The sequence below is a fragment of the uncultured Fluviicola sp. genome, from assembly GCF_902168135.1.
Taxonomy (GTDB): domain Bacteria; phylum Bacteroidota; class Bacteroidia; order Flavobacteriales_D; family Crocinitomicaceae; genus Fluviicola.
The window spans coordinates 216,327-231,960 of the sequence record NZ_CABHOL010000021.1 but is presented as its reverse complement, the minus strand read 5'-3'; the positions used below and the strand labels follow the sequence as shown (position 1 = coordinate 231,960).

Here is a 15,634-nt window from a genome sequence, read left to right as displayed (position 1 = left end):
CGGCGGAATGTTTTTTCTTCATACCTTTACATCACATGATTGGAAATAAAGAAATCCTGGTTACCGGCGGAACAGGTTTTATCGGTTCGCATACCGTTGTAGAGTTATTTGAATTGGGGTATACTCCGATTATTTTGGACAATTGTTCCAATTCGAGCAAATCCATTGTTAAGCAGATTCACTTAATCAGTGGAAAGGAATGTGTTTTTTACGAGGGAGATATGCGTGACAAAGCATTTCTTCGCTCTGTATTTGAAAAGCACCAAATTGCGGGCGTTATTCACTTTGCTGCATTCAAAGCAGTGGCAGAATCGGTTGAAAAGCCCCTTCATTACTACGATAACAACCTCATTTCGCTCATTCATTTGTTGAGCTGTATGGAAGAGTTCCGGGTAAATAAGATCGTTTTTTCTTCTTCCTGCACGGTTTATGGAGTAGAAAATGCCCTGGAGCCTTTAACTGAAACAATGCCGGTCGGGAAACCGAATTCACCTTATGGGTGGACGAAATGGATGGCTGAACAGATACTCATAGATATTGCTTCGAAAACCGAGTTAAGACCCGTTTTTCTGCGTTATTTCAATCCGATAGGAGCACACGAAAGTGGGAAACTGGGTGAAATGCCGCTTGGATCGCCCAATAACGTGCTTCCGTACATCACCCAAACTGCAGCCGGAATCAGGAAGGAACTCACCATTTTTGGAAAGGATTACAAAACACCCGACGGAACCTGTGTACGCGATTACATTCACGTAACGGATGTTGCAAAAGCGCATGTGAAAGCATTGTCACATCAGTTTGATGGATTGTATGATGTTTTCAATTTGGGAACAGGAACAGGAACGTCCGTACTTGAATTGGTCAAGTTGTTCGAGAAAGTAACCGGGAAACCGCTTAATTACCGTTTTGGTGAAAGAAGACCGGGAGATGTCGATGCGTTATTTGCAGATGTATCGAAAGCAAAGAAAATTTTGAACTGGAATACGGAAAGAACCATTGAAGATGCTATTTTAGATGCCTGGAAATGGGAACAATATCGCCTGGAAAATGAGATTTCTTAAACTATTAATCGTTTTTCTTTTAATTTCTTTTCAAGGCCTGGCGCAGCCTCAGGGGAAGGACTCTGCCTTAGTTTCCGGGCACCGGCCGGGAATTTTCTGGTACAATACAGGCTGGAGACCTGCCAAACCCGGTAAGTTGAGAAAATACGACCGTTTGATCATTGACGTGACTTACAATCAACTGATGAGGTCGGGAAGTATCAAATCCAACCCATGGAGATCATTTGGCTGCAATATCAATACGATGTGGGATATTCCGATTACCAACGGGAATACCGTTTCATTGGGAATAGGATTGGCTTACAAATACCAAAAGACAGGTCCGAAAGGGTTGTTCTTTGCAGATAGCAGCAACTCGTTTACACACTATTATGCCGATTCAAGTTACTCGAATTACCGCAAGAACACTTTCGGAAACCACATACTTGCTATTCCGGTCGAATTTCGTTTCCGCAGCCTGAAATGGCAGCATTTCAAAATGCATATCGGAGGTTCGATCGGCTACCGGCTTCAAACTTTCCAGAAGGTCTGGCCTGAAGATAAACATGCCGTAAAAGATCGAACATTGCCGGATGTAAATCGACTGGTTTACGGCGTTCACATGCGGATAGGAATCCGGAATTGGGCCTTGTTTGCAGACTACACTCTGGCACCACAATTTAGAAGCAGTAAGAGTGATAAAATCAACGCATTAGCTTTTGGAGTGTCACTTTCGATTTTTTAATTTACATTGTCAAATAAAATTTGATTTCACGGGTTGGAAAATCGTTTATCTAACTAATTTTGTGGCATGCGCAATTTGATTGCTTTTTTCAAACGATTTCAGATCTTTTTGGTCTTTGTTTTGTTGCAAGTTGCAGCACTTTCTGCGTATATCCGATATTCTGAGTTTGCCCGTCTGCAGGTTTTTTCCAGTGCTTCGCAAATAAACGGGAGGCTGTTTGAAATGCGAAACTCGGTCGCAAAACATTTTAATCTCGAAGGTACAAACCGGAAATTGGAGTTGGAAAATGCCCGTCTTAGAGAAAAGCTCAAACTTTCCAATTATAAAATCGACCGGGAACTGATCCAGATCGAGGACACCAATTATCAGCAGCAGTATTTGTATATGGCGGCATCCGTTATAAACAATACGTATGATAAAAGGAATAATTATATGACGATCGATATCGGAAAAAATCACGGAATCCAGAAAGGATGGGGAGTGATTTCTTCCAAGGGAGTTGTGGGAATTGTTCACCTGGTAGGAGAATCCTATTCGGTTGTAAAAACAATTCTTTCCAAAAATATCAATGTGGACGTCAGTATGCGTGATGGTGGTGCTTTCGGATTGTTGAAGTGGGATGGGATAAACCCGAAAATCTGCCAGATTTCAGGAATTTCCAACGATATCTCAATCAAAAAATTCACGAAGGTTATTACGCGCGGAGGTTCGGGAATCTACCCGAAAGGAATTCCGGTCGGAGTAATTACCAAACGCAAATCCATCGAAGGGAAACCATTGTGGGACCTGCAGGTTAGAATTGCAGAAGATTTCCGTACCATTCAACACGTTTACGTGATCAAGAATGTGATGCTGGACGAATTAAGAGAACTGGAAGGAAAAATTCCGCCGGATAAAGAAGAAGATGAGTTGTAAGTGAATAGTTTTGTTTTAAATAGCATTCGTTTCGTATTATTTGCGCTGTTCCAGGCATTGATATTGAACAACCTGGAGCCGGGATTGGGTCTGTATGTGATGATTTATCCCTTGTTCATTTTCATGCTCCCCTTTCAAATGGGAACAGTACCTCTGATGCTTCTTAGTTTCGCTTTCGGATTAGTGATCGATTCCTTTTCAAACACCTTCGGACTGCACGCGTCCAGTGCGGTAATTATGGCCTTTTTCCGTCCGATTATCTTCAAGTGGCTTTCACCGAGAGACGGTTATGAAAGTGTCGAGTCTGTGAATGTCTATTCCATGGGCGGACGCTGGTTCCTCTATGCTTATGGAAGTTTGCTATTGATTCATCATATCTGGTTCTTTACGATCGAATCCTTCAAATTGAATGAATTCATCTGGATCCTGATCAAGATCGGATTAAGTGTACCGAGTTCCTTTTTATTAAGTCTATTAGTGCAATTTATTTTCGTCTCTAACAAAAAGGCTGTACGATGAATCTGGATGGAAGAAAATATGTGATTCTGGTGTTTTTTATCCTGGTCGGGGCCATTTATTTGATCCGCTTGTTTTTCATGCAGGTGGTGGATGATTCCTGGAAATTGCGGGCGCAGGAAATTGCAGAGAAACGAAAAGAAATCACTCCTCCGCGCGGAATTGTTTTTGACCGGCATGACAAGAAGGTGGTAACGAACAGAAGTTACTACAACCTGATGATGAAAGAGGAGGATATTCACGATTTTGATACGGTAGCCTTCGCAAAACTGGTTGGCTGGACGAAGCAGGAAGTAAAAGACCGTTTCTACCAGATCAAAAAAGGAGAAGGAAGGTACTTCAATAAGAACATTAACAAATACCAGGATAATTATCAGCCTCAGCGTGCCTATCCGTTCATTAAGGAATTAACGATCGATGAAATTACACGCATTGCTCCCCATTTGGAGAGATTTCCCGGTTTCTACGAAGATTTAACCTCCATGAGAAGCTACCCGTATTCGGGTGGGGCAAATATTTTTGGTTATCTGAACGAGGTAACAAAAGAAGAATTGGAGGAAGATGCTTTCTACAGACGGGGTGACCAGATCGGAAGAGCAGGAATTGAGCGCTATTATGAAAAAGAACTGCGCGGACAAAAAGGAATCAAATATGTGGTAACTTCTGCTTTGAACAATGCCATTGAATCGTATGCGGGAGGAAAGTATGATACACTTGCAGAACAAGGTCCGGCTTTACACCTTGGACTGGATATTCAGCTGCAGGTTTACGGAGAAAAACTGATGCAGAACAAACGCGGCTGTATTGTTGCAATTGAGCCGAAAACGGGAGAAATCCTGGCGCTGGTCTCTGCTCCGAGCTTTGACCCGAATATCCTGGTTGGAAGAAGAAATATCGGAAAAAATTATCCCAAGTTATTATTGGATGAAGGAAAACCGTTATATCCAAGACCATTGGCTGCGGAATATCCTCCGGGATCGATCTTCAAACTGCTTCAGTCATTGATCGGATTACAGGAAAAAGTAATCACTCCGGAATCCGGGTTTCCATGCACCAAATCCATGGTGGGCTGCCACAATCACCCGAATGCGAATAACCTGCCTGACGGAATTAAGAATTCCTGTAACCCTTATTTCTATTACGTCATGCGCCGGATTATCCAGCAGGGTAAAAAACGTTCCATTTTTGCTGATGCAGAGATTGGGTTGAATATTTGGTATGATTACATCATGAGCTTTGGACTGGGAAGCGAGTTTGAAACAGATGTTACGGGAATGCGCTCCGGTTTGATCCCCAATTCAGCTTATTACGATAAATGGTATGGACACAATACGTGGGCATTTTCTACTATTCGTTCCATTTCTATCGGACAGGGAGAGGTAAAAGTAACACCGCTCCAGATGGCCAATATTGCAGCAATCATAGCAAACCGCGGATGGTATTACACCCCTCATTTTGTTCGTTCTATCGGAAACAAAGGTCCGCTTCCGCAGTTTAAGAAAATCCATCGAACAAAAGTAGATGCAGTTCACTACGAACCGGTCATTGAAGGAATGCGAAGAGCAGTTTACGAACCGGGAGGTACTGCGAAAAAAGCCCAGGTAGAAGGAATGATCGTTTGCGGAAAAACGGGAACGGCACAAAACCCGCATGGAGAAGACCACTCGGTTTTTATTGCTTTTGCTCCCATGGAAAATCCGAAGATCGCTATCGCTGTATTCATCGAAAATGCCGGTTTTGGAGGTGTTTGGGCTGCTCCGACAGCCAGCCTGATGATGGAAAAGTACGTTCACCGCAAAGTGAAAGACAAGGCAAAAGAACAGATGATCGTGAATGCGAATTTGTTGAATATGAAAGCACGGCCCAAGAAGAAAAAGCCGTAGGCTTTTGATAAGAGCAAACGCAGTTTGTGAAGACTGAATGCTTACGCAGACCTTGCTCCACCATCTGCGTGCCGCTGAAGCTTTAGCAGAGGCGCAGCAAAGCAATGATAAATTGCTTTAGGCGAAGAACAACAAGTGGTAGTGCAGTTCAACAAAGAGGATTAGTTTAGAAAAACAGAATTAGCGGTAAAGAAAAGAAATGAGAAGAGAAGATTCCCTGACACAGCACGTAGACTGGTGGTTGCTTTCAATAGTAATCATCATGTTGGGTATGGGAATTGCAAACGTTTATTCGGCGGCGTATGATCCGGACCATCCCAATATTTTCGACTTTTCACAAAAATACGGGAAACAGATTATGTGGGTGGGAATTTCTATTTTTCTCGGATTTCTCGTATTCCTGATCGATTCGGATATCTATCGAAAATTTGCAGTCCCGATCTACCTGTTTTGTTTTTCCCTGCTGATTGTTGTATTGTTCACTCCGCCTATCAATGGTGCGCGAGCATGGTTGGGAATTGGTTCTATGGGAATTCAGCCTGCCGAGTTTATGAAGATCGGTACGGCCATTGCTTTATCGCGTTATGTCTCAACCGTAAATGTGAAAAACCAGAACGTGCAGACGGTGTTTATTGCATTGGCTATCGTGATGGTCCCGATGATACTGATTTTATTGCAACCGGATGCAGGGACTTTTGTAGTATTTACTTCGTTCTTTTTCGTGATGTACCGCGAAGGAATTACCTTCGATCCGCTGGTCCTAAAAGTGGTGAACCTGATTCCCGGAGTTCGTTTTAAAGACACCTGGGTGGGTAGTCACTTTATCCCGATTTTGTTCTACGTGGTGTTTTTGTCTATCGTGACACTTTTAATGAGTGGGAATAAGTACGAATTCACGTTTATGCAGGGAGTTTTAATCCCGGGATTTTACGGAGTAATTACGGTAATTACGGTGATTGCTTTGGTAGCGTATTTGATCTTGCGCTGGGTTTCTTCTAAACGCGAACAAAGAAGGGTGCTTCTCGTAATTATTACCGGATGGCTTTTGTCAGTGGCCGTTTCAACTACTGTAAACTTTTCTTTTTCAAGTTTGGCACAACACCAGAAAGACCGGATCGAATTGGTTTTAGGATTGCGCAAGGACGATGACGGAAAGGATTACAACCGAAATCGCGCAATGGCCGCTGTAGGTTCCGGAGGTTTATTCGGAAAAGGGTATAAAAAAGCAAGCGTTGCAAGTGTGCGTTCAAACCACGTTCCCGAGAGCGAAACGGATTTTATCTTTTGTCCGCTTGCCGAAGAATGGGGTTTCATGGGAAGCCTGGTCATTGTATTCCTGTTTATGGGGATGTTGTTCCGGATCATTGTTATTGCCGAACGACAACGTTCTACTTTCAACAGGGTGTATGCTTATTGCGTGGCGATGATCGTTTTCTATCACTTCGCGGTGAATATCGGGATGAATATCGGGTTGGCACCGGTGATTGGAATTCCACTTCCGTTCTTTAGTTACGGAGGATCATCGTTGATGTCTTTCTCCATGCTTTTGTTTATCCTTCTGAAGCTGGACAGTCAGCGCAGGGATGTACTTTTCTAAGGAAATTTCAAAACAGAAGGGTTCAAAAGTTCAAATATGTTTCTTTTAAGACTTTCACCTTGAACTTTTAAACCCTTTAAACTTTCTGAACATATTTCTATTCAGGGTATTCAATATCCTCTTCCAATGCATCGTCATCTTTCTTTTTCTTCTTCTTGGCTTTTTTCCACTCGAAGGTATATTCCAAAGAAAGAATGTGCTCGTTGTAATTATTTTTGGAATTGAACCTCTGACCGTAATAATAAGTCAAACCAAGCTCATTCGATCCGGGAAGATTGAAATCCAGTTTTAAGCCGTAACGAATGCGGTTCCAGGTACGACCAAACGGCTCATTTATTGGGTTATAGAAAAACTCTACGGCAGCCCCCGGGGTGATTTTGGATTTGGGTTTATCCCATTCCACATGCGGTTTTATACGAATTGCCGGGTCCAGATCTCCTCCGGTTGTAGTAAATCCCCCGATTAACATCTGATAACGCACACGGGCTCCGAACTTGATCTGTTGGACCTTATGGCGGAAATCCGCATTGAAATTCAAGCGATGGCTGTTATCATAATTCCTGTTTTCATCATAATCCGTGATAATCCTGTACTCAACAGAAGGTCTGAACCAATCCAGTTTGGTGTATTTCAAACTTGCTTCCTGGTATAAAGTAGCCAATTGACCGAAATTATTCAAACGCAGGTTTGTATTCAGGCTTGCTTCCAGATCGTACTTGAGCTCACGTTTTATACCTGCGCTGAACCAATATTGTCCTCTGGTGCTCTGCTGATTCCACGCCAAAAAACAAGGCATAATGAAAAGAACAGCAATGAATAAGGACTTCATTTAGTTTTTCATTAATGTAATCGTTCCGATATCAGCGTTTTCCTTTTTGCCGATGGTTACCGTTTTACTGACAACTTCTAAAGTCTTGTAATCATCGTCGTTATTAGGAACGTTATTTCCAGGATGGAAAATTTCGCTGTACCCGAAAATCGTGTAAGTTCCTGGCTGTAAAAATTCAAATTTGAAAGATCCGTCATAGGAAACTTCAATTTTGTCGTCATACATAGCGTCGCCGTCACCATAAATAATGTAAAGGTCTTCTTTCGCCCCGACATAGCTTACAGTATCTGTAACTACACCATTGATACGCAATTTTTCATTGACCATTACATTTCCGGAAATAGATGCACGACCACCGTCACCTTCTACTTTTTTACATGCTGAAATCGCGGAGAGAAGAGCAATTCCAAAAATTAGTTTTTTCATTAGTCTGGTTTTATAGAGCCACAATATTAAGAGAATTTTAATCAAATAATACCTCTGGAACAAGGAATTACAAAATAAAAATGAACTTTCCAGCCACTTTTCGTGAAATATTACGTCTAGTGTTTGGAATATAACATAAAAGATTCGTAAAATTATACACTCTTTAAATGAAAACTATACATGAAATTGCTACCTCTCTTTAAAACAGCTTGTTTCCTGTTCCTTATTTTGCTAACCACTCAGGCAAATTCTCAGGTTTATATCAATGAATATTCGTGTTCTAACGTCAATGGTCCGACCGATGCATTCGGTGAATACGAAGATTGGGTTGAATTATACAATGCAGGTGCAACTCCGGTCGACCTCACAGGGTACTATTTGTCAGATAATGACGGAAATCCGCAGAAGTGGCAAATCCCTTCCGGATCAATAGCTGCCGGAGGTTACAAAATGGTTTATTGTAGTGGCAGGAATTTGGTTTCAGGTGCTGAGTACCATCCGAATTTTAATTTGGCACAAACCAGCAATGAATGGATTATCTTAACCAGTCCTGCCAATGTAACGGTAGATTTCGTAGAAATTACCCAGATGACCAAACAAAACCATTCGATCGGCCGTCAAACAAACGGATCAGCCACCTGGAGATTGTTTTTAACGCCAACTCCCGGCGCAGCGAATGCAGGCGGTGTTAACTTTTATACTCCGACACCGGCTTTCAGTGTAGCACCGGGGTTCTATACCACCACACAAAACGTTACGATTACCTGTTCGGATGCAACTGCAACCATTCGTTATACCACCGACGGATCTGTTCCAACGACGGCTTCAACGCTTTATGCAGGACCGGTTGCTATCACGGCTACAACAGTATTAAGAGCAAAGGCATTTTCTACCAATGAATCAAGTTTCACCATGTCAGGAACTTATTTCATGAATGTAAATCATACGGTTCCTATTGTATCCATTGCCGGAGCGGGCTCCAATTCTGTAGCAACACTATTGGCCGGAACGCAAATAGAACCACAGGGATTTTTTGAATTGTGGGAAGCGGACCAATCGTTTGCAGGTAGAGGAGAAGGACAGTTTAACAAACATGGAAATGACTCCTGGGCTTATCCGCAGAGAGGTTTTGACTATATTATGAGAGACCAGTACGGATACGACCATGAGATTGAGCATCAGATCTTCCCTTCTGTAAACCGCGATAAATTTCAGCGTCTGATCCTGAAGCCTGCTGCAAGTGATAATTATCCGTTTGAAACCGGAGGAGCACACATCCGTGATGCGTTTGTACATACTTTATCACAGCGTGCGGATCTTAAACTGGATGAGCGTACATGGAGACCATGTGTTGTTTATTTGAACGGGCAATACTGGGGAGTATACGAATTACGTGAAAAAGCAGATGATGCGGATTATACCAAACATTATTATGATCAGGATAAGTATAATTTACAGTATTTGAAAACCTGGGGTGCTACCTGGGAAGAATACGGGGCACCGAATGCACTCCCTGCCTGGAATGCGTTGAGAAACTATGTCAACACAAACAACATGGGGGTTGCGGCTAACTTCAATTATGTAGACAGCTTGTTGAATTGGGAGTCTTTGGTAGACTATTTTGTGATCAACTCCTACATTGTCAGCCAGGATTGGTTAAACTGGAACACCGGTTGGTGGCGCGGAATGGATCCGAACGGGGACAAAAAGAAATGGCGCTATATTCTTTGGGATATGGATGCATGCTTCGGGCATTATATCAATTTCACGAATATTCCCGATCCGAGCGCGAATGCCGATCCGTGTAACGTAGAAAATCTTCCTAATCCCGGCGGGCAGGGGCATACAAATATTATCCAGAAGCTGATTAATGAGAACCCAACTGTAGAACAATATTACATTTCAAGATACATTGACCTGGTCAACACTCATTTTTCCTGTCCGTACATGAATAACCTGCTGGACAGTATGGTGAACGAGATTGCTCCGGAAATGGCGGCTCACTGCACCAGATGGGGAGGTTCGGTTGCCGGTTGGCAGGCAAATGTACAGGCAATGAGGGATTTTATCAACCTGCGATGTACGGCTCTGAACCAGGGTATGACGGATTGTTACCAGGTTACCGGTCCGAATGCGGTGGTGGTAACGGTTAGTCCTGCAAACTCCGGAGAAGTTAAAGTGAACTCAATTTGGGCACCGACTTATCCGTGGAACGCGAATTATTTCGGAGGAATTCAGACAAATTTAATTGCACGTCCGCTTACAGGATTTGTATTTGACCATTGGGAATACACCGCAAACACTTTAACAGCAGCAATTACGCAGGATACAAACTCAATGGATATTGCTGCACCTGTTACTATTACTGCAGTGTTTATCTCCGATAACCCGGATTTGGATGGTGACGGATGTACGAATGTAGATGAGATCGCTGCCGGGACAGATCCGAATAACCCGGATACGGACGGAGACGGTGAAAATGATTGTGTGGAAATTGGTGCTGATCCATCAAATCCAACGGATACCGACGGGGATGGAGTTATTGACGGATTGGAATCAAGTACAACAGATACGGATGGTGACGGAGTCAATGATGAAACCGATCCGGCAAATACTGATCCGTGTATCCCGAATCCGAATGCCGGTCCATGTGACCAGGATGGCGACGGATTAACCAATTCCGATGAAGCAACTGCCGGAACCGATCCTGTCAATCCGGATACGGACGGGGACGGAATTAACGATGGAGATGAAATAACGAATACGACAAATCCTTTGGATCCTTGTGATCCGCCGAATGCTACACCTGCTTGTAATATCGATACCGATGGTGATGGTATTTTGGATGGTTCGGAAGCTCAATACGGAACAGATCCGAATAATCCGGATACGGATGGAGACGGAATCAATGACGGAGAGGAAATTGCAGACGGAACCAATCCGTTGGATGGATGTGATCCGAATCCGGTAGGAGAAGGTTGTTTCAACGGCTTCCACATGCCAACAGCGTTCTCACCAAACGGAGATGGCTTGAATGATTACCTGGGGCCAAGAATCGGTAGAGACGTAGTGTCGTTTACCTGGTATGTTTACGACCGCTGGGGTAACCGCATGGTTATGAGTTCAGATCCTGCATTCAAATGGGATGGAATCTTTAATGGGGTGAAATTGAATACAGGTGTGTATGCTTACCAGGCGGATGTAACATTCTCGGATGGCAGAACAGAAAAATATACCGGTAATATTACCGTAACAAGATAATGATCATGAGAAGAAGGATTTTAACGGCACTTGCATTTTTGACTGCTCTGTCAGCAAGTGCCCAGGATTTTCATGTGACTCAGATTCTCCAGGCTCCTAATTTACTCAATCCCGGTGCGGTTGGGGTTTATGACGGCTGGGAGAGAATAGCAGTTCAACATAGAAATCAGTGGCTGGGAGGAGGTACAACGTATATGACGACAGGGTTGGCGGCAGATGCCAATTTTTTCAAGAGCGATCGGAAACAGAAAGCACATTTGGGAGTTGGTGTTCAATTCTACAATGATATTGCGGGGAATTCCGGATATGGATTACAGACGGGGTCGGTAGCCGTTTCGGGAATACTTCCCGTGGGCAATGGAAGCCAGCTTTCTTTGGGAATCCAGGGTGGAGTTGGCAACCGAACCGGAAATATGTCGCGCTTGCTCTATGATTCTCAATGGAATGGTAATAACGCATATGATCCGACATTATTGAGCGGTGAAACCGGTAGCTTAAGCTCTTTTATTTACCTGGATGCTTCGGCAGGACTTTTCTACCAGTTTGATGGAGGTCAGAGTTCATTTGCAAGGAACAACGATATTAAATTCCAGGCTGGTTTTGCCGGTTATCATTTAAATGCCCCTGCTATGCGTTTTCGTACGGGATCTTCGGAGCAGCTTGCCCGAAAATATGTCGGAATGCTAAAGTATTCGATGGATATTCCGGGTACAAAGATGGCATTCGACGCACAATTTGCACAATTCGTGCAGGGCGGTCATTACGAATCGATCTTGGGACTAATCTTACGAAGACGTTTCCAGGATGGGGGTAAAATTACCGGATTTAGCCAGGATGCATTCATCGGGCTTGGTGTTTATACCCGTTTGAGAGATGCGATTTCACCGACCATGCAGATTGACTGGAGAGGATTCCATTTCGGGGTTTCTTATGACCTGACTTTGTCTGCTCTCAGATACGGATATAAAGGGGGAAGTCTGGAATTCTCGATCAGTTATACCAACCTGAATAACGCGTTATTTAAAACCAGGAGAAAAGGGTTTAGATAAGTGAGATGCAAAATTGAAAAGAAGAAAGCGAAACTTTTGATAAGAATCAGCTGTGGCTGATGAAGACTGAACCAGGCAATAACAATTGTCTGATGTAAAGGAAAATAAGTGTTAGCGCAGTTTCTTGTCTATTATTCAATTCTCCGTTTTCAATTAGAAAGTAAACTACAACGTTTTTCCATTTAAAATCAGTACTTTTGCGCCCTCGAATCAGGTTGATCGGAGAACAAAGTTGATATATGGAAAGCACAAAGAAAATTACAGGAGCTTTAATTTCAGTTTATTATAAAGATGGTTTAGAGCCAATTGTTCGTAAACTGCATGAAGAAAACGTAAGCATCTATTCTACAGGTGGAACACAAACGTTTATTGAAGGATTGGGAATCCCCGTTATACCGGTAGAATCCATGACTTCTTATCCTGAAATTTTTGGCGGACGTGTAAAAACATTGCATCCGGCAATTTTCGGTGGAATTCTTCATAGAAGAAACCTTCAATCAGATTTAGATCAGGCAAAACAATTCAATATCCCGGTTATTGACCTGGTAATTGTAGACCTGTATCCTTTTGAAGAAACTGTTGCATCGGGTGCCGATCACCAATCCATCATCGAGAAAATTGATATCGGTGGAATTTCTTTGATTCGTGCGGCTGCGAAAAATTACAACGATGTTGTGATTATTCCTTCCGTAAATCAGTACGCGGAATTTTTGGATATCCTGAATGCACAGGGAGCTTCATCAACGATTGAACAAAGAAAGCATTTTGCAAAAAAGGCATTCATGGTTTCTTCCCATTACGATACACATATCTTCAATTATTTTAATGAAGAAGAAACACCTGTGTTCAAACAAAGTATTTTGGAAAGCCAATCTTTGCGTTACGGTGAAAATCCGCATCAAAAAGGATGGTTCCACGGAGATTTTTCGGCAATGTTTGATCAGCTTCACGGAAAAGAACTTTCCTACAATAACTTATTGGATGTGGATGCTGCAGTTCAATTAATGGCTGAATTTGAAAACAATGATCCGACGTTCGCTATCCTGAAGCATAACAATGCATGTGGTTTGGCAACCCGTTCAACTTTGGCTCAGGCCTATGCGGATGCGCTGGCCGGGGATCCTACTTCGGCATTCGGAGGAATTTTAATAGCAAACCGTAAAATTGATCTGGCAACTGCAAACCTGATCAATGACCTGTTTTGCGAGGTTGTTATTGCGCCCGGATTTGATGCAGATGCAGAGGAAGTACTAAAAAGTAAAAAGAACCGAATTCTATTGGTTCAGAAGAAAGTAGAACTTCCGAAGAGACAGTTCAGAACGTTATTGAATGGCGTTTTGGAGCAAGATAAAGATATGTTGTCCGAAACGGCAGCGAATTTTGAATCTAAAACAAATTCGGTCCCTACAGCCCAGGAAGTAGAAGATTTGATTTTTGCTAATAAATTGGTAAAGCATACCAAATCAAACACAATTGTGTTAGCTAAAAACGGTCAGCTGCTGGCGAGCGGAACCGGACAAACATCCCGTGTAGATGCATTGCGTCACGCTATTGAAAAAGCTAAATCATTCGGTTTCGATTTGAAAGGTGCAGTAATGGCATCGGATGCATTCTTCCCGTTCCCGGACTGTGTTGAAATAGCTCACAATGCGGGTATAACTGCTGTTGTGCAGCCCGGGGGTTCAATTAAAGATGAATTATCGATCGATTATTGCAATGCGAATGGAGTTGCCATGGTATTTACCGGTAACCGACATTTTAAGCATTAATACAAAGAATATGAAATGTGTAAAAAGGAACCGATAGGTTCCTTTTTTGTTGACAAAAATCACTCCCTTCAGTAATTTAAACATACTGTGAATTTGCACAAGTTTGAATCCAATATTCATCCGCGAAACTTTTGTTAAAACCTTCATTTTAATCAATTAAACATACCATTTATCCTTTTTAACTTAAATTTCAGGTTCGTTAGGAAACCAAGCAGTACTTTTGTACTCTGAAATTTTTACAACAACTTAATTGATTCTTGCAAATGAGACCAATCCTGCTAATTTTATTAGCCTTAACCGCTCATTCCGTATTTTCGCAATCCCAGTACAAAATCGGTTTATCTGGATCGGGAGCAGACAGCAAAATGTACCTCACGATGATCGAAGATCATATTCCTGATACCTACGCCCGTTTAACAGCAGATAACGTCATTCAATTTAGTACAGGAACTAATTATCCTGTAAATTATATTGATTCAATTTGCACGATTTCCGGAATTCCGTTTGAAAATATTGTTAAGTCAAAGGGGCCGATTGAAATCAGGGAGAAGGTTGGGGGTACCAATTGCGGGGCCGCACAACAAATTTGCAACAACACTTCCCTTCCCGGAAACAGCTCGGGTTATGGGGTGCAGGAATTGACCAATGGCAACAGCGGATGCCTGGGTACTGAGCATCAGTCTTCCTGGTATTACATCAATGTTCAATCAGGCGGTTCCTTGTCGTTCAGAATTAATCCGAGCGGAAACTCCGATTATGATTTTGCAGTTTGGGGTCCTTTTACAGCTGCAAATGCTGCGGCCAACTGTCCGCCGCAAAACGGACCGGTACGCTGCTCCTACGCGGAGGGAAACGGAAATACGGGGATGCGTGACAATGAATCCGGCAGTAGTGAGAATCAAAATGGAGATGGATGGGTCGGTTCATTAAATGTAAGTGCAAACCAGGTCTATATTTTATTAATAGATAATTACAGTGCCTCGGGAGTAGGGTACACGTTTGATTTTAACTGGGGAGGAAATACCACAACAGCAGTTATTGGTTGTACTCCGGTAGTTCTGCCGGTTGAAATGAGCAGTTTTTCAGGATCTTATTCTTCCAATACGAACGTACTTAACTGGTCTACAGAAACAGAATTGAATAATGATTATTTCCAGGTCGAATGGACCACAACCCCTGCAGAAAGCACTTCCTGGAATAAACTCGATGTCATTGACGGAGCGGGAGAAAGTCAGTCCAGACTGGATTATTCGATGAACCATTATACCTATACCCGGAATACGATCAATTATTACCGTATCAAACAAGTGGATTACAATGGGCAAATACGCTCATACCCGGATATCATTGCCATTGACAACCGTCAGAAATCAGAGAAGCTGGTGAAGGTTGTCAACCTGTTCGGACAGGAAGTGTCAGAATCTGAAAAAGGAATGGTAATCTATGTTTACGATGACGGATCTACCGAGAAGCGGATCAATTAATTGAACGGAATAGAATTTAAAGAAGGGAGGCTTAAGAAAGCTTCCCTTTTTTCATTAAAAGAGGATATAAATTTTAGTTCAAAAGAGCGGAATATACATTGAGAACCAGAGAATATTTCT

The 15,634-nt window shown here is 42.6% G+C and carries 12 protein-coding genes; 10 read left to right on the top strand and 2 right to left on the bottom strand.

The window, feature by feature from the left end; all coding sequences use genetic code 11:
* The first annotated feature begins 35 nt into the window (after positions 1–35).
* The 6 genes from galE (at position 36) to rodA (ending at position 6,696) form a co-directional block, all read left to right on the top strand.
* Entirely contained in the window at positions 36–1,061 is a 1,026-nt protein-coding gene (gene galE, locus QZT69_RS08740; protein ID WP_294673238.1) for a UDP-glucose 4-epimerase GalE, read from the top strand.
* On the top strand, positions 1,048–1,785 hold the full coding sequence (locus QZT69_RS08735) for an outer membrane beta-barrel protein (protein ID WP_294673150.1): 738 nt from the start codon (positions 1,048–1,050) through the stop codon (positions 1,783–1,785). Before galE ends, QZT69_RS08735 begins: the two co-directional genes overlap by 14 nt.
* A 66-nt stretch (positions 1,786–1,851) precedes the next feature.
* Positions 1,852–2,700 (top strand): rod shape-determining protein MreC, encoded by an 849-nt coding sequence (mreC, locus tag QZT69_RS08730; RefSeq protein WP_294673148.1) that lies wholly within the window; start codon positions 1,852–1,854, stop codon positions 2,698–2,700.
* Positions 2,701–3,219: a hypothetical protein gene (locus QZT69_RS08725; protein WP_294673146.1), complete on the top strand. Its 519-nt coding sequence runs from the start codon at positions 2,701–2,703 to the stop codon at positions 3,217–3,219.
* Positions 3,216–5,099, top strand: a complete 1,884-nt coding sequence (locus QZT69_RS08720) for a penicillin-binding transpeptidase domain-containing protein (protein ID WP_294673145.1) — start codon at positions 3,216–3,218, stop codon at positions 5,097–5,099. Before QZT69_RS08725 ends, QZT69_RS08720 begins: the two co-directional genes overlap by 4 nt.
* Before the next feature lie 199 nt (positions 5,100–5,298).
* Positions 5,299–6,696, top strand: coding sequence for a rod shape-determining protein RodA (rodA, locus tag QZT69_RS08715; RefSeq protein ID WP_294673143.1), 1,398 nt, complete (start codon positions 5,299–5,301; stop codon positions 6,694–6,696).
* 97 nt (positions 6,697–6,793) lie between these two features.
* Here the strand turns inward: rodA and QZT69_RS08710 are convergent, their stop codons facing one another.
* Entirely contained in the window at positions 6,794–7,525 is a 732-nt protein-coding gene (locus tag QZT69_RS08710) for a DUF2490 domain-containing protein (RefSeq protein WP_294673142.1), read from the bottom strand.
* A complete protein-coding gene (locus QZT69_RS08705) occupies positions 7,526–7,951 on the bottom strand; it encodes a hypothetical protein (RefSeq protein ID WP_294673140.1) in 426 nt (141 codons plus the stop codon).
* Between the two features lie 180 nt (positions 7,952–8,131).
* Between QZT69_RS08705 and QZT69_RS08700 the strand changes: the two genes are divergently transcribed.
* The 4 genes from QZT69_RS08700 (at position 8,132) to QZT69_RS08685 (ending at position 15,514) form a co-directional block, all read left to right on the top strand.
* A complete protein-coding gene (locus tag QZT69_RS08700) occupies positions 8,132–11,212 on the top strand; it encodes a CotH kinase family protein (protein ID WP_294673138.1) in 3,081 nt (1,026 codons plus the stop codon).
* Between the two features lie 5 nt (positions 11,213–11,217).
* Positions 11,218–12,261, top strand: coding sequence for a PorP/SprF family type IX secretion system membrane protein (locus tag QZT69_RS08695; RefSeq protein WP_294673136.1), 1,044 nt, complete (start codon positions 11,218–11,220; stop codon positions 12,259–12,261).
* 239 nt (positions 12,262–12,500) lie between these two features.
* Positions 12,501–14,030, top strand: a complete 1,530-nt coding sequence (gene purH / locus QZT69_RS08690; protein ID WP_294673134.1) for a bifunctional phosphoribosylaminoimidazolecarboxamide formyltransferase/IMP cyclohydrolase — start codon at positions 12,501–12,503, stop codon at positions 14,028–14,030.
* 263 nt (positions 14,031–14,293) lie between these two features.
* A complete protein-coding gene (locus QZT69_RS08685) occupies positions 14,294–15,514 on the top strand; it encodes a hypothetical protein (protein WP_294673133.1) in 1,221 nt (406 codons plus the stop codon).
* The last annotated feature ends 120 nt before the right edge of the window (positions 15,515–15,634 follow it).